Genomic DNA, 22,461 nt, shown 5'->3' on the forward strand with positions numbered 1-22,461 from the left:
CTCAAGGACATACACCATGGAAGACTTCAGCTTTAATGCGCTGACGGCCCTGCTCTGGGCAAATAAGCTAATCACCGGCCTGGTGATTTCCACGCTGCTGGCGGCGATCCTGATTCAAGCGTATTGGGAAAAAGTGGGTTATTTCGTCATGCGTGTTTGGCACGGCGTGCCCGTGATCGGCAAGGTAGCGCGCCTGTCCAAGCAGAGCCTGATGCTCGACGCTTATGGCTGGCCGAAATCCGAGAGCGAGCTGTGCGACGCGTACTACTCGCGCTATGAAAAAATCGGCGCGGAAGACGTCGACTTCTTTAATAAAAGCGAATCCTACCTGCGCACCATCGGCGAGCGTGGCCGCCGGGAGCGACCGTTCTGGGTGTTTGCCCTGATTTTTATGCTGATCATGTTCGAGGCCGTGGGTTTCGCCTACGTACTGGTGCCATTCATCAACCAGAACCTGTCGGCCAATGACCAAAGCTGGATGGGCTGGTTGTTTGCCTTCCTGCTGGCGGTCGCCTCGGCGATCCTGGCCGAAGTCACCGGCCGTGCTGCGCACAAGAACGCGCTGATCAGCAAGGCTCGCCACTGGTGGGAAAACGACAGCGACAGCGATCGCCCGAATCAGCTCAAGGAGTTGCCGGGCATCGGGATCAAAGACACCGAAAGCGATAAAGACGGCAAGGACTACAACCGTATCCTGGCGCGCATCAACACCAACCACACCGTGACACCAAGCCGTGGCTGGATGATCACCACCGGTATCTGGATCGCGATTATCGCGATTGCGGCGTTCGGTATCCGCACCATGCAGCTCAAAAGCATCGAGACCGAAATGGTCGGCAGCCCGCATGCCTTTGCCCAGCAGAATTACGACTCGGCCAGCCCGTTCGAACTGCCGGCCGATTCGGCGGCGATCAACGATCAGGCAGACAAGCAAACCCTGACCGACAAGATGGACGCGATCCGCAAAGCCTCGCTGATCACCTTCATCGTGCTGTCGGTGATCTACATCGCGATTCAGATCACCAGTATCTGGCTGGCGTCGATCTTCGGTTTTGCCGGGGTTGAGTCCAAGACTGCCTGGGAGCACACCCACAAGTTCTCCAGCGGCGAAGCCCTGGAAAACTGGATGCAGAGCCAGCGCGTGGAAATTGCCTCCCATGCCGATCACAAATTGAGCAAATTGCAGCTCAAGCTCGCCGGGCGCACCACCACCAACGCCCAGCAGCAGGCGGCGTTGACCACTGCACACAATCGCAGTTTCGAGACCTTCGTGGCGCGCAAACAGGCGTTGCCAGGGAATCCGCAACCGGCGGCCAAACCCGTCAATGTTCCGGTTGCACCTGCCGCACCTGCCGCACCGGCGGTAGCGGAAGTCGCTGCACCAGCACCAGCACCAGCCCCGGTGCAGGCGCCAGTGGCGGTGGCTGCCTCGGAAGGTCTCGACGCCCTGCGCGGCAAAGACCTGACGGCCTACACCGAAGAGCAATTGGCAACGATCAGCCGTGCCAAAGGCCACGCCCTGGAAGATGTGCTGGCGCTGCGTGCCGAACAGCAGTTGGTTAAAGACTTTGACGCAACAGGTGCTTGAATGATGATCCCGCGCTTTTTCTGTGCCCTGTTGCTGGCGCCCTTGATGGCGGTGGCCGGCGAGCGCAACGACATTCCGGATTGCTATCCGTACGCCAAGGTCGCTGAGTTTCGGCCAGTGGCTGCGGGGCGCGAGTTGACGGTGATCATTGATCAAACGATCCCGATGCCTGAGGTTATTCAGAAGGCCACTTGGGCCCAGGTGCAGCGCTTTGTACAGCCGGGCGATAAGGTCCGACTGTACAGCTTCTCGGCGTTTCTGCCGGGGCAGTTCATGCAATTGCGCTTTGCCGGTGAACTCAACCAGGGCATCGACGAGAAAGTCCGTGAGCGCGTGGGCATGCAATCGCTGCGCACCTTTGATACGTGCCTGGCCGAGCAACGCAGCTTCTTCAACAAGACCTTTGGCAAGGTGTTTGTGACCACGCTGCGTGAAGCGTCCGAAGAGATTGCGCGCAGTGAGATCTTCCAGTCGTTGCGTGATATCGGCAAAGACCTGGGCCAGCAACCGGCTCAGGAACGTGTGGTGTTGTTGATTTCCGACATGCTGGAAAACAGCGACTTCGGCAGCTTCTACGCCAACAACCGGATTCGTGACCTGCAACCCGACGCCGAGCTGAAGCGGGTGGCCGACAAAGGCCTGTTCGCCGACCTGCAGGGCGCGCGCGTCTATGTGGCCGGTGCGGCGTTGGTGACCAAGGACGTCAAGCAGGCTTATCGCTCCGGCAAGACCATCCAAGCGTTGGAAGGCTTCTGGAAAGGCTATTTCGCCGGCTCTAACGCGCAGTTGGTAGCGTTTGGCGCGCCAAGCCTGAATGTCGACCTGAAGTGAACCATCCCTGCTGAAACCCGTCAGTTCCTTACAGACCCTTCTGAAGGAACTCGGTGTTTTGCTGAATCTCAAGACTGCATTACTGCTCGGTGCGCTGCTGTTTTGCGGCAGTGGCGCACTGCACGCCGCGGCGGTTGCGCCCGAACCCGAGACGCCGGCCAAGCCAGAGTTGCTGGTGGAAGGCGGACTGCTCGGTGCCATCAGTTCCAGCATCGACGACGTGCAGGACAAGCTCGACCTCAATCAGAGCCTGATCGACGCCTGGCGCCTGCGTGCGGACAGGGCGGCGGATGAAGTCGGGCGGTTGGTCGACCAAACGTCAGAACGTTCGCCGTGGAGTGTGGCCGGGAATTTTCTGCTGCTGTCAGGTGTGTGGGTCGGCGCATTTACCGTGCTGACGTTGTTGGGGCGGTTTATCGTGCAGCGCTTGGGCCGACGGTCATTCGTCGCACAGCGCAAACGCCTGCATGCGGTGCTCGGGTATGTGGTGCCCTACACGATCCCGGCGCTGATCTGCCTGCCGCTGACCCTTTATGTCAGTCACTTCCTGCCCACTTCGGTGGGGCGCGCGTTGGCACTGTGTTTTGCCTATGCCACCAGCAGCGGGATCTTTTCCACCTCGATGCTGTTGTGCGTGATTGTCATGTTCAATTTCGGCCACAAGCGGCCGGCGGTGCAGATTATTCGCGATTACTGCCCCAAGCCGCTGTTCCTGATTGGCTTCCTCGCCGCCCTCAGCGATGCTCTGACCAGCCCGCAAATTGCCCGCCAGCTTGGCGGCAATATCACCAGCAGTATTGCGGTATTTACCGGCCTGTTCGCGGCGGTGATTTTCGGCGTGCTGGTGGTGCGCTTGCGTCGGCCGGTCGCCCATCTGATCCGCAATCGGCCACTGGCCCAGCGCCTTAAACATCCGGCGTTGCAGCAATCTTTGCGGGTGTTTTCCGGCCTGTGGTACTGGCCGATTCTATTGATGGTGCTGGTCTCGGCAATCAACCTCATCGGCGCCGGTGACGATAACCAGAAAGCCCTGCGTTGCGCGCTGTTCACCACGATTCTGCTAATTGGCACCGTGTTCTTGAGCACCGTGTTGCAACACCTGTTCAAGTCCCGCAGCCAGGTAGCGATCCAGCGCAGTAGCGCCTATAAAGATCGCTTCTTGAGCCTGTTGCACGCGATCCTTCGCATTGTCATGGCGATCGCCTTTATCGAAATCCTTGGGCGGATCTGGGGCGTGTCCCTGTTCGAGTTTGCCCAGCGCAACTCGGTAGGTCGGGCGATCAGCGACTCTTTGAGCAGCATCGGTTTGATTCTGCTGATGACATGGTTGTTCTGGGTGGTGCTCGACACGGCGATCCAGGAAGCGCTGAAACCGCCGGTAAACAAACGCTCCAGTCGCCAGCCGAGCACGCGGGTGAAAACCATACTGCCGCTGTTGCGTAATGCGGTGAAGATCATCCTGGTGGTCATCTGCGCGATCACCACCATGGCCAACCTTGGCATCAATGTCGCGCCGCTGCTGGCGGGTGCTGGTGTGGTCGGCCTGGCCATTGGTTTTGGTTCTCAGCAACTGGTGCAGGATGTGATCACCGGGCTGTTCATCATCATTGAAGACACGCTGTCCATCGGCGACTGGGTGGTGCTCGACTCCGGCCACGCCGGCACCGTCGAGGGCCTGACTATCCGCACCCTGCGTCTGCGTGACGGCAAGGGCTTTGTGCATTCGGTGCCGTTCGGGCAGATCAAGGCGGTCACCAACCAGTCGCGGCAATTTGCCTATGCGTTCTTCTCGGTGCAGTTCACCTACGACACCGATGTGGACAAGGCTGTGGAGTTGATTCGTGAAGCCGGTCAGTCGATCCGCGACGATGTCTTCCTCAAGTACAACCTGCAAGGGCCGCTAGAAGTGTTTGGTGTCGACAAGATGGACCTCAATGGCGTGGTGCTCACAGCGCAGTTCCGCACGGTATCGGGTGGGCAATATGCTGTCAGTCGCGCGTTTAACCAGCGTCTGAAAAAGCTTGTGGATAACTGCCCCGAGGTGCACTTCGCGCAGACTTATCCACAGCAGGTCATGTTGCTCCAGCGTGCGGCGTTGGAGCATGAGCCCGCAGAGCCAGGCGTCAAGACACTTAATCCGTGACGGTTGCGCTACAAACCCGCAAAATGCAACGATTCTGGCAAATGCCAGCGGCAAGGCCCACGGGCCTGCCGACCATAGCCAACGTTCCAAACAGACCGGGCCTGCTCAATCTATGCGAATGCGCCTTATGTTATTGGGCGGCGGGAATGCCCTCGGGCAGGCGCTGATTCGCCTCGGTGCAGAGGAAGACATCGGTTTCCTCGCACCCAAACCGCCCCAAGACGGCTGGGATGCCGCGAGCCTTACCCAATTGCTCGACGACACCCGTCCCGATGCCTTGATCAATCTCGCCTACTACTTCGACTGGTTCCAGGCCGAAGCCGTCAGCGAAACCCGTTTGGCTTCGCAGGAGTTCGCTATCGAGCGCCTGGCCGAACTGTGCCAACACCACAACATCACCTTGCTGCAACCGTCCAGCTACCGCGTATTCGATGGCTCCCGTGCCACCGCCTACAGCGAAAAGGACGAGCCGGTGCCCCTGGGCCTGCGTGGCCAGGCGTTGTGGCGTATCGAACAGAGTGTGCGCGCCACGTGCCCGCAGCATGTGTTGCTGCGCTTTGGCTGGCTGCTGGATGACAGTGTGGATGGCACCCTCGGGCGCTTCCTGGCCCGGGCCGAGAAACCGGATGAATTGCTGATGGCGGATGACCGCCGCGGCAACCCGACGCCGGTGGATGATGCGGCGCGGGTGATCATTTCGGTGCTCAAGCAACTCGATTGCGCGGCGCCGCTGTGGGGCACTTACCATTACGCCGGCCAGGAGGCGACTACGCCGCTGGCGCTGGGTCAGGCGATCCTAACCGAAGCGCGCACTTTCCATCCGTTGGCCATCGAATCGCCCACCGCCCAAGCCCACGCGGCCCGGCCGGATGCGACGGACGAGCCGCAGCACGCGGTGTTGGCCTGCAAGAAAATCCTGCATACCTTTGGCATCAAGCCACGGGCCTGGCGGGCGGGGCTTCCGGCGCTATTGGATCGGTTTTACCGCCACAGCTGAACCCAACGCACAACCAAATGTGGGAGGGGGCTTGCTCCCGATAGCGGTGTATCAGTCACTGGTTTGTTGACTGATCCACCGTCATCGGGAGCAAGCCCCCTCCCACAGTTGTTTATGCAGTTTTGCTTAGAACTTGTAGCCGATACCCACCATGTAAACCATTGGGTCCACGTCCACATTGACCTTGGCACGGGTGCCCGGCGCCACGGCATTGTTTTCCACGGTAGCCTTGGTGCTGATGTCGATGTAACGCGCCTGGGCGTTGATCATCCACTTGTCGTTGATCATGTAGTCCGCGCCGATCTGCGCAGCCCAACCCCATGAGTTCTCGGCTTTGAAGTTGCTGAAGCCTGCGCCCTGGGCACGGCTGCCGACGTGTTCGTCGTAGATCCAGGTGTAGTTGATACCGGCGCCTACGTACGGTTGGAACGAGGATTTGTTGTCCAGCGGGTAGTAGACGACGCTCAGGGTTGGCGGCAGGTGTTTCAGCGTACCCAGCTTGCCGTTGGCGCCGCCGAGGGCGGTGCCCTTGATCTTCACGTCATGCTCGAACGGCGTGGCGGCCAGCAGTTCGATACCCACGTGGTTGGTCAGCATGTAGGCGAAGTTGAGGCCCAGTTGGGTGTCGCTGCTCATGGTCGCCTTGCCGCCCAGGTTGGTACCGGCCAGCGGGCCCTGGTCAACCTTGACGGTGCTGCTGTCGGCCTTCGGGTTCACGGTGATAGCACCGGCGCGAACCAGAATGTCGCCCGCTTCGTGAGCATGGGCAATGGGGGCGACGAGGGCGAGCGCGAAGAGGGACGCGCCGAGCAGAGACTTGTTCATGGGAGCTCCAAAGGACGTTTAAAAGTTGTACGTCCAATGGTAAAGATCGTTCCGTTCGGTCTGTTGACTCAGCTCAATGAAAGGACGATCAGCGTTATTCCTGCAGTTCGTACATGTAAATCTTCTCGGCATCCATCTGGTAACCGGCGTCCGCCAGTTCGCTGGTAGACGGCTTGACCTGCATCGCGCCTTCGATCCAATACGGCTGGTACAGCTCATCGAGCTTCACGCCGACTTCACTTTTCACATGCACGATCTGGTTCGACGGCGGCGGCGGTACGTGGATGCACGCGCCGAAATACGGCACCAGCAGGAACTCGGTGGTACGGCCTTCTTCGCTGACTTCCAGCGGCACGATATAACCCGGCAGGCGGATGTGCTGGCCATTGAGGCTCTGCACCACCGGCGCGTTGGGCAGGTCCTGCTTGGCCGCCGGCGCGGCTTCGACGGACAAGGCATCGGCCATGTTCGACAGGTCGTGCAGCGGTTTCATATTCGGGACTTCTGGCGGCGCGTCCGGTGGGATCATCTCCTGCCAGGACAAATCCTTGGGCTGCTCATCGGCCCAGGCGGGTACCGCCACCAGCAACAACAGTGCAAACAGGGCACGACGCATCGAGTCCTTCCTCATAAACGTATGGACAGGCCATCGGCCAAGGATTGTCGGTAGGCGCGCCAGGCCGGCACGCTGCCCATCAACAGCGCAGCAGCCAGGATACCGGCGAGCAAGGTCCATTCATATTCGCTCGGCCAGGACATCGGCAGGTCCAGCCCGTAATTGGCCTGCAAATACCCACGCGACGCGGCAATGCACACATACAGCAAGCCCACGCCTGCGATCACGCCGGACAGGGCCAGGGCGAAGGCTTCGAAGATCAGCAACGTTGCGATATGCCACGGCCGTGCACCCACCGAACGCAGGATCGCCATTTCGCGGCGGCGTTCGTTGAGGCTGGTAAGGATGGCGGTGAGCATGCCGATCAAGCCGGTCAGCACCACAAACAGCGAGATCACGAACAGCGCTTTTTCGGCGGTGCCCATCATGCTCCACAGCTCTTGCAGCGCCACGCCGGGCAGGATCGCCAGCATCGGCTCGCCACGGAATTCATTGATCTCGCGCTGCAGGGCGAAGGTGGAAATCTTGTTGTTCAGGCCGAGCATGAAGGCGGTAATGGCCTGCGGGGTCAGGTCCATATTGCGCGCCTGATCGGCGCTGATGCGGCCTTTGCCCTGGGCCGGCACACCGTTGTGCCAGTCGATATGGATAGCTTCCATGCCGCCCAGGCTGATGTGCAACGTGCGATCCACCGGCGTGCCGGTGCGCTTGAGGATACCGACCACGGTGAACGGCTTGTCATCGTGCTTGACCAGGCTGACCACCGCCACGCCGTGGGCCAGTACCAGCTTGTCGCCGAGCTTGTAGTGCAGGGCATCAGCTACCTCGGCACCGAGCACCACTTCGAACGGGTCGGTGGCAAAGGCACGGCCGCTGGCCAGTTCGAGGTTTTGCTTGCGGCCGTACTGGTAATGCTCGAAGTACGACTCGTTGGTACCCATCACCCGGTAGCCGCGATGGGAGTCGCCGAGGGAAATCGGGATCGCCCATTTCACCTGGGGGCTGGCGGCGAAATGCTCGTAGCTGTCCCAGCGGATGTTGTTGGTGGCGTTGCCGATGCGAAATACCGAATACAGCAGCAGGTTGACCGAACCGGAGCGGGCGCCGACGATCAGGTCGGTGCCGCTGATGGTACTGGCGAAACTGTTGCGCGCCTCAACGCGAACCCGTTCCACTGCGAGCAACAAGCAGACTGAAAGCGCGATGGCAAACGCGGTTAGGATCGCGGTAAAGCGACGGTTAGCCAGGCTGGCCATGGCTAGACGAAACAAATACATCTCAAACCTCTGCGGGCGTGGCGGCGCGATTGAGTTCGGCCAGCGACAGGTTGCGGTCGAACAGCGGTGCCAGGCTCTGATCATGGCTGACAAACAACAGACTGGCGCCGGCGTCGCGGCATTCAGCGAACAGCAACTGAAGGAAAGCTTCGCGGGCGTCGTAGTCCAGGGCTGAGGTGGGTTCGTCGGCGATCACCAATTCCGGTTGGCCGATCAGCGCGCGTGCGGCAGCCACCCGTTGTTGCTGGCCGATGGACAGCGAATCGGCGCGGCGCTCCAGCAGGTGTTTATCCTTCAAGCCCAAATGCGCGAGCAATGTAGCGGCGGCCTGGTCGACACTGCCGTGGCGCTGCTTTGCCCGCTGCGCTCGCAGTTTGGAAAAGTGGCAAGGCAACTCGACGTTTTCGCGCACCGACAGGAACGGCAGCAGGTTGAACTGTTGGAAGACGTAGCCCGTATGGTCGACGCGGAAACGATCACGGGCGCCGGCCGAGAGTTCGGTCAGCTCCTGGCCGAGCAAGCGAATGCTACCTCGGCTGGGTTTCTGCACGCCGCCCAATAGACCAAGCAGCGTAGTTTTTCCGCTGCCGCTCGGGCCCTTGAGAAACAGGGTTTCACCCGCTTCCAGGCGGAAGGCGGGGATGTCCAGCAACTGTGGGTGACCGGGCCAGTTGAAGCCCAGGTCAGACAGTTCGATCAGTGCTTGGGTCATGTGAACTCAGAACTTCAGGGTGGCTGCTGTGGCGGTGGCATCAACACCTTGCTGGCCGCTCGGGCCGATCAGTTGTACCTGAATTTTCTGAGTGGCGGGGAAGGTCTTGAATACCTGGGTCAGGTCCAGATTGCTCAACGCAGTCGGCGTGGCGCAGGTGAATTGGTAGTGGGCGTGGATTTCGCTGTGGTCGTGATGATGTTCGTGGGCGCCGTCTTTGGCCTCGTGATCGTGGTCATCGTCGTCGTGGTCGGCTTCCGGCTTGTCACCGAACAGCGGGCTGTTGAGCTCCTGGGAGCTGATCACGCAACCGGCGGCCTTGGGCAGGTTGAACAGGGCCGCTGGGTTTTCCAGCTGTTTGCGTGCAGCGGCGACTTTGGCCTTATCGGCAGCCGTGGTGGCGACGTGCTCAAAACCCACCAGATTCATTGCCGGGCTGTCCAGCTCAAGCTCCAGGGTCTGGCCGTCGAGTACGGCGTTGAGACGTCCGACGCCGTGCTCGTGCGCGCCGAGGCTGCCGTGTTCGTGGTCGTGATCATGGTCCTCAGCCGCATGGGCAATGGCCAGTGGCAGCAGGGCAAACGGCAAAGCGAGCAGCAGACGGCGCATGAGAGGGCTCCAGAACATGAAAGTTATGTTATGTGATCTTATAACAATAAGGCCGAGAGTTTGACCGTCTGCTTGGCGTTGCGCAAGCCGCATGGGAGCATGCCCGTCAGAAAAACTGCAGGAGTCAGGACGATGTTGCGAATTCGTGGAACCATCGGCGACCTGCCGGTGGACTTAACCCTGGAACTGGACGACGGCGATTGGGCAAAGTTGGGCGCGCAATTGCAGGCGGCGCCGGCAGCCAGCGCCGCCGCCGCGCCGGTAGCGCCGGTCAAACACAATGATGACCTGTGGCAGAACGCCCAGGACTTGTTGCGCAACGCCGGACAACTCAGCGGCCTGGAGTTGCTTGATCGATTGGAAGGTTTGGCGGGGGATGCTGCGGCGGGCAAGCGACTGTTGGTGCGCCTGCGCCACAGCGCTAAGGTCAAGGTGAGCAGCGGCGGGGATACGCCGCTGTACAGTTGGATCGGTGATTAGTACAGCGCGGCAAACAACTTGCGGCGGTACACGGTGACCAGCGGGTGGTCATTGCCCAGCAGTTCGAACACTTGCAACAGGGTCTTGTGCGGCAGGCCTTCGCTGTAGCCGCGGTTGCGGATAAACAACTTGAGGAGGCCTTCCAGCGCGGCGTCGTACTGCTGACGCGCCAGTTGCTGGATGCTCAACTGATACGCAGCTTCATCGTCCTGCGGGTTTTGCGCCAGACGGCTTTTCAAGTCGGCGGCGTCCGGCAGGTCGGCGGCTTGGCGCAGGAAAGTGATTTGCGCCTTGGCCCCGGCGAGCGCGGCTTTGTGGTCGTCGCTTTTCACTGCGTCGAGCACGGTTTGGGCTTCACCCAGCTCACCGCGTTCGGCCAGGCAGCGTGCGTACAGAATCAGCGCGGCGGCGTTGGTGTTGTCCTCGCCCAGCAGCGCGACGAGTACGGCTTCGGCGTCGCTGATGCGCCCTTCGGCAAACAACGTTTGTGCCTGTACCAATGGATCCGCCGCCTTCGGCGCGGGCATCTGCACGTGCGGCGCCAACAGCGCTCGCACAGCCGACTCCGGCTGGGCTCCGGCGAACCCGTCTACCGGCTGGCCATCCTTGAACAGCACCACCGTCGGCAGGCTTTGAATACCAAAGCGCGCAACGATGTCTTGCTCGGCTTCGCAATCGACCTTCGCCAACAGCAACTCGCCCTGATAACTCTCGGCAATCTGCGCCAGCATCGGCATCAAGGCCTTGCAGGGCGCGCACCACTCGGCCCAGAAATCCACCAATACGGGTTTTTCGAAGGAGTTCTGAATCACGGCCTGGTCGAAGTTGGCGGCGGTGACGTCGAAGATGTACGGCGTGGGCTCACTCATGGGGCGTCTCGAATAAAGCGGGAATGGGGCAACTATAAGGGCTGGCGCCGCGAATGGTACAGGCTCACCTTGCGAAACTCCCAAGGCTCGGCCAAGTCCGGCAACGTCAGCGCATCGAGGATTTCCAGGCGCTGATAAGCCGGGTGTTGGAAGTCGCGCACCCGTGAGTCCGCCACCAGTGCTTCGCGGCCACGGCTGAGGAAATGATCCAGCAGTGGCAGGTTGGCGCGATCGTAAAGCACATCGGCTACCAGGATCAGGTCGAAGCGATCGGCTTCGGCGAAGAAGTCCGGCGAATAGGTTAATTCCACGTTATTGAGCTCGGCATTGGCGCGGCAAGATGCCAACGCGAGCGGATCCAGGTCGCAGGCAACTACTTCCACCGCGCCCGCCTTAACCGCCGCAATCGCGGCCACGCCGGAACCGGCGCCGAAGTCCAGCACGCGCTTGCCCGCGACCCACTCGGGGTTCGCCGCCAAATACCGCGCCAATGCCAGGCCGCTGGCCCAGCAAAAACTCCAGTAGGGCGGCTCATGCAGAATGCGCCGGGTTTCTTCGGGACTGAAGGCGCGGTCCATGTTGTCCGCATCCAACAGCCACAACGAGAGTTCGGTGCCCGGCAGCGGGCAGGGCACCAGTTGCGCGTCGCCGATCAGCTCGCTCAGGGCGCGCTGCAAGTCCAACGGGGGCGTCATGGTGCCTTGACGAGTTCCAGGGGGCCGGTGGTCTGGGTGATTGCCTGGGTGATGCGTACGGCGGGCAGGTGCAGGATCAACTGACCGGACTGGCTGGCGCGGCCACGCAGCTCAACCCGTGCACCGGCCGGGAAAGCCTCTGGGTTAAAACGCAGGCGGAAGGCCACGGGCTTGCCGTTGCCGGTCAGTACGCTGCTGGCGAGCAGTTGTTGCGGGCGCGAACGGTCGTCGATCACCAGCAGGGCCATCTCGACTTCGGCGCCGGCGGGGACGTTGGTCAGGCTGCCGTTGATTTCACGTTGGTAGGCGGGTAGGGGGCCCAGGTCTTCAATGCCAGGGACTTTTTTCTCCTGCGCAGGCACCGGTTGGGGCGCAGACGGCTTGGGGGCTTCGCTGCTGCAGGCGACCAGGACACTGAACAGGGTGAGCAAAACAAGTGGTCGTAACTGCATGTACGGCTCCAGAAAGGACAAAATCCGTGGCTTGAAATGTAAGAAACATAATAGCCCGCCTGTATACCGTAAAGGCTATGGCTTGTCTTGCCACAGGGATGCGCTACCATGGCCCTCCCTTTTTTTGTTGCCTGCCACCATGCACTGTCCCTTCTGCGGTGCCAACGACACCAAGGTCATTGACTCGCGTCTGGTCGCCGAGGGCGATCAAGTACGTCGCCGGCGCGAATGCCTGGCCTCTGGCTGCGGTGAACGTTTCACCACCTTCGAAACCGCCGAACTGGTATTGCCACGTCTGATCAAGTCCGACGGCAGCCGCCAGCCTTTCGACGAAGAAAAACTGCGCGCCGGTATGCAACGCGCGCTGGAAAAACGCCCGGTGAGTGTCGAGCGGCTGGAGGCGGCGCTGGCGCATATCAAGCACAAGCTGCGAGCGACTGGCGAGCGCGAGGTCAAGAGCCTGGTGGTGGGAGAGTTGGTGATGGGCGAGCTGCAAAAGCTCGACGAAGTCGCCTATATCCGTTTCGCTTCGGTGTATCGACGCTTCCAGGACCTCAATGAGTTCCGCGAAGAGATCGACCGCCTGGCCCGTGAGCCGGTCAAACCATGATTCCTCCTTCTGCTGAACAAACTGTCCTCGACGCCCATTACATGGCCCGCGCCCTTGAACTGGCGCGCAACGGCCTGTACACCACCCACCCTAATCCGCGTGTTGGCTGCGTGATTGTGCGCGATGGGCAGGTTGTCGGCGAAGGCTGGCATGTGCGCACGGGCGAGCCCCATGCGGAAGTGCATGCCTTGCGGGCTGCCGGCGATAAGGCCCGAGGCGCCACGGCATACGTCACCCTCGAACCGTGCAGCCACTATGGTCACACCCCGCCGTGCGCCGATGCGCTGGTGAGCGCCGGGCTGGCGCGGGTGGTCGCGGCGATGCAGGACCCTAACCCGGAAGTTGCCGGGCGCGGTATGCAGCGCTTGGCCCAGGCCGGGATCGAGGTGCGCAGTGGCGTACTGGAAGGTGAGGCGCGGGCGCTCAACAAAGGCTTTCTCAAACGCATGGAACACGGGTTGCCGTTCGTGCGGATCAAAATGGCGATGAGTCTGGACGGTCGTACCGCGATGGCCAGCGGCGAAAGCCAATGGATCACCGGTCCCGCCGCCCGCGCCGCCGTGCAGCGCCTGCGCGCCGAGGCCAGCGTGGTGCTGACTGGCGCCGACACGGTGTTGGCTGACGGTGCGCGGCTTACCGTCCGTGCTGCCGAGCTGGGACTGGATGAAGAAACCACCGCCCTGGCCATGTCGCGCCCGCCGTTGCGTGTGTTGATCGACGGCCGCCTGCGGGTGCCGCTCAACGCACCCTTCTTTAAGGCGGGCCCGGCATTGGTCATCACCTGTGTCACCCCGGAAAACCAGTTCCCCCGAGGCCCCGAGTGTCTGGTGGTGCCAGGCGTAGAAGGCCAGGTCGATCTGCGCTCGGCGCTGGTGGCGCTGGCCGCCCGTGGCGTCAACGAAGTCTTGGTGGAAGCTGGCCCAAGCCTGGCAGGGGCGTTTGCCCAGCAAGGTCTGGTGGACGAATACGTGATTTTCGTCGCCGGCAAGTTCCTCGGCTCCGCTGCCCGGCCTTTGCTGGACTGGCCGCTTGAGAAACTGGCCGATGCCCCCCAACTCAAGATCACTGAAATGCGCGCTGTAGGCGACGACTGGCGAGTCACTGCCATCCCTGTGCCAGCAGCGAGCGTATAATTCTGACCGGGCGCTCAAGTGCCCGCCCCGTTTTCCAGGAGAAGGCCATGTTCACCGGCATTATCGAATCCATCGGCAGCATTCGCGCCATGACCCCCAAGGGCGGCGACGTGCGCCTGCTGGTTGAAACCGGCAAGCTCGACCTCGGCGACGTCAAGCTGGGCGACAGCATCGCCGTCAGCGGCGTGTGCCTGACCGTCATCGAACTGCCGGGCAACGGCTTTGCCGCCGACGTCAGCCGGGAAACCCTGGACTGCACCGCGATGAATGACCTCAAGGCCGGCAGCCCGGTCAACCTCGAAAAAGCCCTGACGCCCACCACCCGTCTCGGTGGTCACCTGGTCAGCGGCCACGTCGACGGTGTCGGCGAAGTCGTTGCCCGCAGCGAAAATGCCCGCGCCGTGGAATTCCGCATCCGCGCGCCCAAAGAGCTGGCCAAATACATTGCCCACAAAGGTTCGATCACTGTCGACGGCACCAGCCTGACCGTGAACGCCGTGAATGGCGCCGAATTTGAACTGACCATCATTCCCCACACCCTGAGCGAAACCATCATGGCGTCGTACCAGCCTGGTCGCCGGGTGAACCTGGAAGTCGACTTGCTTGCCCGTTACCTGGAGCGCCTGCTGATGGGCGATAAGGCCGCAGAGCCTGCAACTGGGAACATCACTGAGAGTTTTTTGGCCGCTAACGGCTACCTGAAATCCTGACCAAGGGGGTGCCGCGTGGCGCTCAATAACATCGAAGAACTGGTTGAAGACATCCGCCAAGGCAAGATGGTCATCCTGATGGATGACGAAGACCGCGAAAACGAAGGCGACATCATCATGGCCGCCGAGGCCTGCAAGCCTGAGCACATCAACTTCATGGCCAAGCACGCTCGCGGGCTGATCTGCATGCCCATGAGCCGCGAGCGCTGCGAGCTGCTCAAGCTGCCGTTGATGGCGCCGCGTAACGGCTCGGGTTTTGGTACCAAGTTCACCGTGTCGATTGAAGCGACCACAGGCGTGACCACCGGCATTTCCGCCGCTGACCGCGCCCGCACCGTTCAAGCCGCTGCCGCCAAAGACGCCAAGGCCGAAGACATCGTCAGCCCAGGCCACATCTTCCCGCTGATGGCTCAACCGGGTGGCACCCTGGCCCGTGCCGGCCACACAGAAGCAGCCTGCGACCTGGCGCGCATGGCCGGTTTCGAGCCGAGCGGTGTGATCTGCGAAGTGATGAACGACGACGGCACCATGGCTCGTCGCGCCGAACTCGAAGCATTTGCCGCCGAGCACAACATCAAGATAGGCACCATTGCCGACTTGATTCACTACCGGATGATCCACGAACGTACCGTTCAGCGGATTGCCGAGCAGCCACTGGACAGCGAACTGGGCCAATTCAATTTGGTGACCTATCGCGATTCAGTGGAGGGCGATGTGCACATGGCCCTGACCCTGGGCACCATCAGCGCAGACGAACCGACCCTGGTGCGTGTGCACAACATGGACCCGCTGCGCGACCTGTTGATGGTCAAGCAACCGGGCCGTTGGAGCCTGCGCGCCGCGATGGCTGCGGTGTCCGAGGCGGGCAGCGGTGTGGTGCTGCTGCTGGGTAACCCGGTGGACGGCGATGTATTGCTTGCCCATATCCGCGAGACCGCCGAGCAGACCCAGGTTAAAACACCGACCACCTACAGCATCGTCGGTGCCGGTTCGCAGATCCTGCGTGACCTCGGTGTGCGCAAAATGCGCCTCATGAGCGCACCGATGAAATTTAATGCGATATCCGGATTCGATCTGGAAGTTGTAGAATACGTGCCCTCCGAATAAAGGCTGGCGTCTTTTGCCCCTTGTTCGCGGTTAAATCATCACTGAGGGACGCACTTTTCGCGTCCCGGCTCTTTAAGAGATTTGTCGAATGACCCTGAAGACCATCGAAGGTACCTTCATCGCCCCCAAAGGCCGCTATGCCCTGGTGGTTGGCCGCTTCAACAGCTTCGTGGTTGAAAGCCTGGTAAGCGGTGCCGTGGATGCCCTGGTTCGCCACGGTGTGAGCGAAAGCGATATCACGATTATCCGTGCCCCTGGCGCCTTCGAAATTCCACTGGTTGCGCAAAAAGTTGCTCAGCAGGGTGAATACGCAGCAATCATCGCCCTGGGCGCTGTGATTCGTGGCGGTACCCCGCACTTCGAATACGTGGCCGGCGAATGCACCAAGGGCCTGGCCCAGGTGTCCATGGAGTTCGGCGTGCCAGTCGCTTTCGGCGTACTGACCGTTGATTCCATCGAGCAAGCCATCGAGCGCTCCGGCACCAAGGCCGGCAACAAAGGCGCTGAAGCTGCTCTGTCCGCGCTGGAAATGGTCAGCCTGCTGTCGCAGTTGGAGGCCAAGTGATTTCCGACGAGAGCGATCGTTTCAACCCGCGCGACGAGCGTCCAGCGGACGCCGGCAAACCTTCGAAGAGCGAAAAGCGCCGTGCTGCCCGTCAGCTCGCCACCCAGGCGTTGTACCAGCGCCATATGGCCGGTACTTCGCTGAACGAAATCGAAGCGCAATTTCGCGTCGACAACGACTTCACCTTTGCCGACCAGAGCTACTTCCACGACATCCTGCACGGCGTTCCGGCCAACCTGACCGAGATCGACGCTGCACTGACGCCGTGCCTGGACCTGACCCTTGAAGAGCTGGACCCGGTTGAACTGGCAGTACTGCGCCTGTCCACCTGGGAACTGCTCAAGCGCGTCGACGTGCCGTACCGCGTGGTGATCAACGAAGGTATCGAGCTGGCGAAAGTCTATGGTTCGACCGACGGTCACAAGTTCGTCAACGGCGTGCTCGACAAGCTGGCTCCGCGCCTGCGTGAAGCCGAAGTGAAGGAACACAAGCGCTAAGTTGCGCTTGAGTTCTCGATGGGCGAGTTTGAGCTGATCCACAAGTACTTTGCCGCCGCGCCCTGTGCGCAGGGCGGCGAGGGCATTGCCTTGGGGATCGGCGACGACTGCGCACTGCTGGCGCTCCCTGCCGGGGAGCAACTGGCAATCTCCACCGATACCTTAGTGGCCGGCGTGCACTTTGCCGACCCTTGCGATCCGTTCCTGCTCGGTCAGCGTTCGCTGGCGGTGGCGGTGAGCGATCTGGCTGCCATGGGCGCCAACCCCCTCGCGTTTACCCTTGCACTCACTACGCCCACCGTCGATGCCGACTGGTTGCAACGCTATGCCCAGGGTTTGAACGCCATGGCGCTAAGCTGCGGCGTGGGCTTGGTGGGCGGCGACACCACGCGGGGGCCGCTCAGTTTGACCCTGACGGTGTTCGGCCGTGTGCCAGCGGGCCAAGCGTTGACGCGCAGCGGTGCGCAGCCGGGGGACCTGCTGTGCGTGGGCGGTGAGTTGGGCAATGCCGCTGGCGCCTTGCCACTCGTGCTGGGCCAGCGCAACGCCGATGCGGCCATCGCTGATCCTCTGCTGGCCCATTACTGGTCACCGCAGCCACAGTTGGCTTTAGGGCTGGCGCTGCGGGGCAAGGCGACGGCTGCGATGGATATCTCCGACGGGCTGTTGGCCGATTGCGGGCATATCGCCAAGGCGTCGGCCGTCAGCCTGTTGATCGAGCGTCAGAAGCTTCCGCTGTCCAGCGCCTTGCTGGCGTTTGTCGGTGATGACCAGGCGCGGGTGGCTGCATTGAGCGGTGGCGACGACTACGTGCTGGCCTTCACCTTGCCGTCCGTCGAGTTGGCACCGCTGCTGGCCGCAGGTTGGCCGGTGCACGTTATTGGTCGTGTCCAGGCGGGGCAGGGTGTGACGCTCCTCGACGCCAACGGGCAGGACATCACTCCGGCCATCCGGGGTTATCAGCACTTTCGCGAGACGCCCTGAGTCGGCGTGCTGCGCTACCCTCTACTACGTCATTACACAAGCAAGGCATTGCAGGAGGTCGTACCCATGGATGTGCGCCACTGGCTGCTGACACTGCTGTGTGTCATTCCGGCGTGGGTCCTGGCGCAGGATGAGTCTGTTGTACCAGGCAAGATCATGCTTGCCAGTGAGGCTTGGGACGGCTACACCAATGCGGACGGCAGCGGTCTGGCCTGGGATGTGCTGCGGCAGGTCTTCGAGCCGGTCGGGATCACTCTGCACACCCGCATCGAGCCCTATACCCGCTCGGTGGGCCTGGCCCAGCGCGGTGAGGTAGATGGTTGGGTCGGCTCTTACCGTGACGAGGTCACGGGCGTCCTTTACCCGCACTGGAAGTTGGACTCCGACGCTATCTACGCCCTTGGGCTGGCAACCTCCCCGACTCCGAGCGCCGCAACGCTGGGCGAATACCGCCTGGCCTGGGTACGCGGCTATCGGTACGAGGCGTACTTGCCCAATGTGCGACGTTTCAACCAGATCCAGCGGCGCGATGGGATTTTACCGATGCTCCAGCATGGTCGGGCCGATTTCTACATCGATGCCCTCAGCGAAACGCAATACGTCCTCAAACAGGCGCGAGACCCTTCCACGTTCAGGCTTACCCACATCATCGACCTGCCGCTATACGTTGGCTTTGCCGATACCGAGCGCGGCCGTTCGTTACGCACCGTGTACGATCAGCGCATGGCCGTGCTGGTCAAAAGCGGCGTGCTGAAGCCGATCTTCCAGCGCTGGAACCTGCCGTATCCCTTCTAACTGCATAGAACCGAGATGAAGGCCAATCGAACCGATTGATCTTTATCAGCGATCATTCAGCTTAAGCGTGTGCAGGAACCTGCTGTTACAATGCCCGCCTCTGTAAAATCTGAAATCAGGAGCACACGGTGCCCGTCGTTTTCGTCGCCGCTTCCAAGCTGCCTACCCCTTTTGCCACGTTCACCATGAACGGCTTTCTCGAAGAAGCCACCGGGCGTGAGCACGTTGTGCTCAGCCTCGGCGATATCGCGGATGGCGCGCCAGTACTGGGTCGTGTGCATTCCGAGTGCCTGACCGGCGATGCGTTGTTCAGCCAGCGCTGTGACTGCGGCTCGCAACTGGAGGCGGCCATGCGCGCCATCGCCCGTGAAGGCCGTGGCGTGCTGCTGTATCTGCGCCAGGAAGGCCGCGGTATTGGCCTGCTGAACAAAATCCGCGCCTACGAGCTGCAAGACGGCGGCGCTGATACCGTTGAGGCCAACGAGCGCCTGGGTTTCGCTGCAGACCAGCGTGACTACGCGATCTGCCTGCCAATGCTTGAGCACCTGGGCGTGAAATCCCTGCGTCTGATGACCAACAACCCGCGCAAGGTCAAAGCCTTGACCGAGATGGGCATCACCGTGGCCGAGCGTGTGCCGCTGCATACCGGGCAAAACCCCCACAACAAGCTCTATCTGGCGACCAAAGCCAGCAAGCTCGACCATATGATGGGCAACGAGCATCAGGGCGAGGTCGACCGCGCGTGACCCGTGGCCAGGTAAAGCGGCGACTGTCCTTCAACTGGTGGCAGTACCTGGCCCTGGCGCTGCTTCCGTTGTTCGTGCTCAACCTGGTGTTTGGCCAGGTAGCGCTGCTGCCCGTTCTGGCGATGCCGTTCTTCATCGCTGGCGTGGCCTCGATGTTCCTAAGCCTGCGTTACTTCCACGGCTATAAACACGCGCTGATCGCCACCTCAAAAGCTCTCGATACTCCCGAAGAACCGGCTGCCTGGATCACCCTCGCGGCTTGCCGGCGCACGGCTTTGCTGGTGGCGGCGATTCCCGCGTGGGTGGGCGCGCTGGCGGTGTTCGTTGGCCTGGAAGCGGTGCCGCTGTTCCTGCTGGCGCTGTCGACGATGGTGCTGTTTTACCTCTACCGCATTCCCCGTCAACTCGGATGATGCACCGCTGGCTGGCGCTTCTGCTGCTGACACTGAGTGCACAGGCCTTGGCCGCCGAGCGGGTGGTGAGCCTGGCGCCATCCCTGTCTGAAATCGTGGTCGAATTGGGTGCTGCCGATCTGCTGGTAGGCGTGCTTGATGGCGGCGAACGGCCGGCCGAGTTGGTGAAGGTGCCATCGGTGGGGCATTACGGCCAGTTAGACATGGAGCGCCTGCTCAGCCTCAATCCCGACCTGATTCTGCTGTGGCCCGGCAGTGTCGGCCCGGCCCAGCGCGAGCAGCTGCAACGCCTGAATATTCCGGTGTACGTCGCCGAACCTCATAGCCTCGAACAGTTGACCGCCCAAGTCCAGGCCATAGCCGAGCAATTAGGCCGTGCCGACGCCGGCCGGCAATTGGCCGCGCAACTGCGCGAGCGCCTGGCCGGGTTGCGCCAGCGTTATCAACGTGTCGAACCGTTGCGGGTGTTCTATCAGGTGTGGAACCAGCCGCTGTACACCGTGGGCGGTGGCCAGATCATCAGCGACGCGCTGAGCGTGTGCGGTGCGCGCAACGTGTTTGACGACCTGAAGCTACCCGCACCGCAGGTCAGCATCGAGTCGGTGTTGCAACGTAATCCCGAGATGATTCTGGTGGGCGATCAGGCTCAGAAGGACGCCTGGAAGGCCTGGCCAAGCATGGCGGCGCGGGTACAGTTGGTTCCGGACAAAGGCCTGGAACGGCCCAGCGGGCAGATGCTGGAAGCGCTGGCGCGGCTGTGTCAGGTAATTGCCCCGAGCCGATGAAGCCAGTACCAGGCGACAATCAGATTTCAGGTGTCCAGGTCACACCAAACATCCACGCCCGGCCCTCTTCACGGTAATCCTGATTGTTCAGAAATGCCGGATCGTTGTAGCTATAACGTGCCCGCGAATAGGATTTATCCAGCACGTTATCAACCTTCAGCGACAGCGCTACTTCTCGGCTAACCGCCCAACTGCTGCGCAACCCGAGCAATCCGTAGCCGCCCAGGCGCTGCGTGTTGTCTTCATTGTCGTAGCTATTGCTGATGGCCTGCCAACTGGCGCCCACGCCCACCTGATCGAATTGCCGATCCATATCCAGGCTCAATGTGCGGCGTGCACGACGGGCCAAGGTGTGGCCGCTGTCCCGGTCGCGCGGGTCGATGATCGAAACACCGAGGTTGCCCTGCCAGCCGAACAGTTCCTGTTTCAGCGCCGCTTCAAAGCCATCGATGCGCGCCGATGCCACATTCTGGGGCTTGCCGGTACGGTCGAGGATGATCGCATTGCTCAGGTCGGTGCGGTACACCGAGGCTTCCAGGCGCGTGCTGTCACTCAGTTGGCTGCGCCATTGCAGTTCGTAGCTTTTCGAGGTTTCGGGTTGCAGGTTGGGGTTGCTGTATTGCGTTTGCGGGTAATACAGGTCGTTGAAGCTCGGCGCACGGAATCCTTCGCTGTAACTCAGTAACAGGTCATTGTCGGGATTGACCGGCACGGTGAGCGTACCGCTCCAGCTGTTCTGGCCGCCGAACTGCTGGTTCTCGTCGTGGCGCAGCCCCAGCTCTGTGGAGAACCGTTCGCTGCGGAAGCGGTGCTGCACAAAGGCGGCGCGGTTCCAGCGGCTGTTTTCGGTGAAAGTGGTGGAGCCGTGGAAGCGGTCTTCGTACCAGTCACCGCCCAAGATCAGGCTGTTCTGTTCATCCAGGGTCAGGTCGTTCTGCCAGTTGACGGAGTCGCGGTAGGTGTTGAATGCGCTGAAATAATCACTGAGGGTGTCGCGTTTGGTGTCACGGTTCTCGCTGTGGCCCAGTTCCACGCGCGATTGCCAGCGCTCACTGAACGTGGCGTCGATATAACCGCTGGCGCTGCTCACGGCGTAGTCGGTGTAGGGTTTTTGCCCAACAGTCTGCTTGGTGACGATGTCGTAGCGGCCGAAGCTGTTGTCGTACTCCGACTTGCCACGGTTATCCAGCAGGTTGAAACCCACCTCCAGCGCATCGCTGAACGAATGGCTGAGGTTCAGGCTCACCGATTGGTTGCGATAGGCATCATGGTCGCCGTCGCTGGGGAAGGATTCGTGGGTCGAATTGATCCCGGCAGTTTCATCCAGGCTCGCCCCGAGGTTGAAGCGCGTGTGTTCATCGCCACCCGAGAGACCGAGGCTGCGCTCCCAAGTGTTATTGCTGCCAAAACCCAGTTTCACGCGCGGTTGCAGGCCTTGCTCGGCGTTGCGCCGGGTGAACACTTGGATTACGCCGCCAATGGCATCGCTACCGTAGATCACCGAGCGCGAGCCGCGCAGGACTTCCACGCGCTCAATCTGGTCGATATTCAGGTATTGCAGGCCGCTGTCGCCGGACGTGGTGTTGGCGATGCGCTGGCCGTCCACCAGCACCAGGCTCTGGGCGGATTTAGTGCCGCGTAGGTAGATCCCCGGCAAACTGCCGCGTCCGCCGGTTCGCGCGACTTGCGCGCCGGGCACTCGGCTGAGCAGGTCAGTGAGGCTGGTCGGTTGCAGGCGGTCGATGTCGTCGCGGGTGAAGACGGAGTTGGCGGCGCTGCTGTCGTTGCGCGCCTGCACCTGACGGTTTGCGCTGATGACCACTTCGGGGAGCTTCAGGGCCTCGTCGCGGGTTTCGGCGAGCAATTCAGGGGAGGGCAGAAGCAGCAGGGCAAGGTACAGGCGATTCATAGACTGTTCACAGCTTTTGAAGGTGACACAAATCAAATGTGGGAGGGCGCTTGCCCCCCGATGGCGGCCTGTCAGTCAGCAAAGTTGTTGACTGAACTGCCGCTATCGGGGGC

The 22,461-nt window shown here is 61.4% G+C and carries 25 protein-coding genes; 16 read left to right on the forward strand and 9 right to left on the reverse strand.

Features of this window, described 5'->3' with window-relative positions; all coding sequences use genetic code 11:
* The first annotated feature begins 16 nt into the window (after nucleotides 1-16).
* From BW43_RS24035 to BW43_RS24020, 4 genes are all read left to right on the forward strand, one after another.
* On the forward strand, nucleotides 17-1,588 hold the full coding sequence (locus BW43_RS24035; protein ID WP_032884549.1) for a hypothetical protein: 1,572 nt from the start codon (nucleotides 17-19) through the stop codon (nucleotides 1,586-1,588).
* A complete protein-coding gene (locus BW43_RS24030; protein ID WP_050442793.1) occupies nucleotides 1,589-2,419 on the forward strand; it encodes a hypothetical protein in 831 nt (276 codons plus the stop codon).
* 58 nt (nucleotides 2,420-2,477) lie between these two features.
* The gene (locus tag BW43_RS24025) at nucleotides 2,478-4,562 is read left to right on the forward strand and encodes a mechanosensitive ion channel family protein (RefSeq protein WP_032884550.1); all 2,085 of its coding nucleotides are present in this window, start codon (nucleotides 2,478-2,480) and stop codon (nucleotides 4,560-4,562) included.
* 112 nt (nucleotides 4,563-4,674) lie between these two features.
* The gene (locus BW43_RS24020; protein WP_032884551.1) at nucleotides 4,675-5,559 is read left to right on the forward strand and encodes a sugar nucleotide-binding protein; all 885 of its coding nucleotides are present in this window, start codon (nucleotides 4,675-4,677) and stop codon (nucleotides 5,557-5,559) included.
* Nucleotides 5,560-5,685: 126 nt separating this feature from the next.
* Here BW43_RS24020 and BW43_RS24015 read toward each other — a convergent pair whose 3' ends face one another.
* From BW43_RS24015 to BW43_RS23995, 5 genes are all read right to left on the reverse strand, one after another.
* Nucleotides 5,686-6,384, reverse strand: coding sequence for an OmpW family protein (locus tag BW43_RS24015; RefSeq protein ID WP_032884552.1), 699 nt, complete (start codon nucleotides 6,382-6,384; stop codon nucleotides 5,686-5,688).
* A gap of 94 nt (nucleotides 6,385-6,478) precedes the next feature.
* The gene (locus BW43_RS24010) at nucleotides 6,479-7,000 is read right to left on the reverse strand and encodes a DUF3299 domain-containing protein (RefSeq protein ID WP_032884553.1); all 522 of its coding nucleotides are present in this window, start codon (nucleotides 6,998-7,000) and stop codon (nucleotides 6,479-6,481) included.
* Nucleotides 7,001-7,011: 11 nt separating this feature from the next.
* The gene (locus tag BW43_RS24005) at nucleotides 7,012-8,277 is read right to left on the reverse strand and encodes an ABC transporter permease (RefSeq protein WP_027605183.1); all 1,266 of its coding nucleotides are present in this window, start codon (nucleotides 8,275-8,277) and stop codon (nucleotides 7,012-7,014) included.
* Nucleotide 8,278: 1 nt separating this feature from the next.
* The gene (locus tag BW43_RS24000; protein ID WP_032884554.1) at nucleotides 8,279-8,989 is read right to left on the reverse strand and encodes an ABC transporter ATP-binding protein; all 711 of its coding nucleotides are present in this window, start codon (nucleotides 8,987-8,989) and stop codon (nucleotides 8,279-8,281) included.
* Nucleotides 8,990-8,995: 6 nt separating this feature from the next.
* A complete protein-coding gene (locus BW43_RS23995; RefSeq protein ID WP_032884555.1) occupies nucleotides 8,996-9,598 on the reverse strand; it encodes a DUF2796 domain-containing protein in 603 nt (200 codons plus the stop codon).
* 132 nt (nucleotides 9,599-9,730) lie between these two features.
* On the opposite strand from BW43_RS23995, the gene BW43_RS23990 reads away from it, so the two are divergent.
* The gene (locus BW43_RS23990; RefSeq protein ID WP_032884556.1) at nucleotides 9,731-10,078 is read left to right on the forward strand and encodes a hypothetical protein; all 348 of its coding nucleotides are present in this window, start codon (nucleotides 9,731-9,733) and stop codon (nucleotides 10,076-10,078) included.
* Here the strand turns inward: BW43_RS23990 and trxA are convergent.
* The 3 genes from trxA to BW43_RS23975 are packed head-to-tail and all read right to left on the reverse strand — an operon-like array spanning nucleotide 10,075 to nucleotide 12,094.
* Nucleotides 10,075-10,947 (reverse strand): thioredoxin, encoded by an 873-nt coding sequence (gene trxA / locus BW43_RS23985; protein WP_032884557.1) that lies wholly within the window; start codon nucleotides 10,945-10,947, stop codon nucleotides 10,075-10,077. The genes BW43_RS23990 and trxA overlap by 4 nt on opposite strands.
* Before the next feature lie 32 nt (nucleotides 10,948-10,979).
* A complete protein-coding gene (locus BW43_RS23980) occupies nucleotides 10,980-11,642 on the reverse strand; it encodes a methyltransferase (RefSeq protein WP_032884558.1) in 663 nt (220 codons plus the stop codon).
* Nucleotides 11,639-12,094, reverse strand: coding sequence for a YbaY family lipoprotein (locus BW43_RS23975; RefSeq protein WP_032884559.1), 456 nt, complete (start codon nucleotides 12,092-12,094; stop codon nucleotides 11,639-11,641). The genes BW43_RS23980 and BW43_RS23975 overlap by 4 nt, the downstream gene beginning before the upstream one ends.
* A gap of 139 nt (nucleotides 12,095-12,233) precedes the next feature.
* Between BW43_RS23975 and nrdR the strand changes: the two genes are divergently transcribed.
* The 11 genes from nrdR to BW43_RS23920 all read left to right on the forward strand — a co-directional run bounded on the left by nrdR (nucleotide 12,234) and on the right by BW43_RS23920 (nucleotide 20,439).
* Nucleotides 12,234-12,704, forward strand: a complete 471-nt coding sequence (nrdR, locus tag BW43_RS23970) for a transcriptional regulator NrdR (protein ID WP_163033267.1) — start codon at nucleotides 12,234-12,236, stop codon at nucleotides 12,702-12,704.
* Nucleotides 12,701-13,837, forward strand: a complete 1,137-nt coding sequence (ribD, locus tag BW43_RS23965; protein WP_032884561.1) for a bifunctional diaminohydroxyphosphoribosylaminopyrimidine deaminase/5-amino-6-(5-phosphoribosylamino)uracil reductase RibD — start codon at nucleotides 12,701-12,703, stop codon at nucleotides 13,835-13,837. The genes nrdR and ribD overlap by 4 nt, the downstream gene beginning before the upstream one ends.
* A gap of 47 nt (nucleotides 13,838-13,884) precedes the next feature.
* Entirely contained in the window at nucleotides 13,885-14,547 is a 663-nt protein-coding gene (locus BW43_RS23960; protein WP_032884562.1) for a riboflavin synthase, read from the forward strand.
* A gap of 15 nt (nucleotides 14,548-14,562) precedes the next feature.
* The gene (ribBA, locus tag BW43_RS23955) at nucleotides 14,563-15,654 is read left to right on the forward strand and encodes a bifunctional 3,4-dihydroxy-2-butanone-4-phosphate synthase/GTP cyclohydrolase II (RefSeq protein WP_032884563.1); all 1,092 of its coding nucleotides are present in this window, start codon (nucleotides 14,563-14,565) and stop codon (nucleotides 15,652-15,654) included.
* An 88-nt stretch (nucleotides 15,655-15,742) separates the two neighbouring features.
* Entirely contained in the window at nucleotides 15,743-16,219 is a 477-nt protein-coding gene (gene ribE, locus BW43_RS23950; protein WP_003176356.1) for a 6,7-dimethyl-8-ribityllumazine synthase, read from the forward strand.
* A complete protein-coding gene (gene nusB, locus BW43_RS23945; protein WP_032884564.1) occupies nucleotides 16,216-16,716 on the forward strand; it encodes a transcription antitermination factor NusB in 501 nt (166 codons plus the stop codon). Before ribE ends, nusB begins: the two co-directional genes overlap by 4 nt.
* Before the next feature lie 18 nt (nucleotides 16,717-16,734).
* A complete protein-coding gene (gene thiL, locus BW43_RS23940) occupies nucleotides 16,735-17,700 on the forward strand; it encodes a thiamine-phosphate kinase (protein WP_032884565.1) in 966 nt (321 codons plus the stop codon).
* Nucleotides 17,701-17,766: 66 nt separating this feature from the next.
* Complete coding sequence (locus BW43_RS23935; RefSeq protein ID WP_032884566.1) at nucleotides 17,767-18,495, forward strand: ABC transporter substrate-binding protein; 729 nt, start codon at nucleotides 17,767-17,769, stop codon at nucleotides 18,493-18,495.
* A 128-nt stretch (nucleotides 18,496-18,623) separates the two neighbouring features.
* Nucleotides 18,624-19,241 (forward strand): GTP cyclohydrolase II, encoded by a 618-nt coding sequence (ribA, locus tag BW43_RS23930; protein WP_032884567.1) that lies wholly within the window; start codon nucleotides 18,624-18,626, stop codon nucleotides 19,239-19,241.
* Nucleotides 19,238-19,654 (forward strand): nuclear FMR1 interacting 1 family protein, encoded by a 417-nt coding sequence (locus tag BW43_RS23925; protein WP_032884568.1) that lies wholly within the window; start codon nucleotides 19,238-19,240, stop codon nucleotides 19,652-19,654. Before ribA ends, BW43_RS23925 begins: the two co-directional genes overlap by 4 nt.
* Nucleotides 19,651-20,439 (forward strand): cobalamin-binding protein, encoded by a 789-nt coding sequence (locus tag BW43_RS23920; protein WP_032884569.1) that lies wholly within the window; start codon nucleotides 19,651-19,653, stop codon nucleotides 20,437-20,439. The genes BW43_RS23925 and BW43_RS23920 overlap by 4 nt, the downstream gene beginning before the upstream one ends.
* A gap of 19 nt (nucleotides 20,440-20,458) precedes the next feature.
* Here the strand turns inward: BW43_RS23920 and BW43_RS23915 are convergent, their stop codons facing one another.
* The gene (locus BW43_RS23915) at nucleotides 20,459-22,348 is read right to left on the reverse strand and encodes a TonB-dependent receptor domain-containing protein (protein WP_032884570.1); all 1,890 of its coding nucleotides are present in this window, start codon (nucleotides 22,346-22,348) and stop codon (nucleotides 20,459-20,461) included.
* Between the last annotated feature and the right edge of the window lie 113 nt (nucleotides 22,349-22,461).

Source organism: Pseudomonas sp. RIT357 (assembly GCF_000632245.1).
Classification (GTDB): domain Bacteria; phylum Pseudomonadota; class Gammaproteobacteria; order Pseudomonadales; family Pseudomonadaceae; genus Aquipseudomonas; species Aquipseudomonas sivasensis.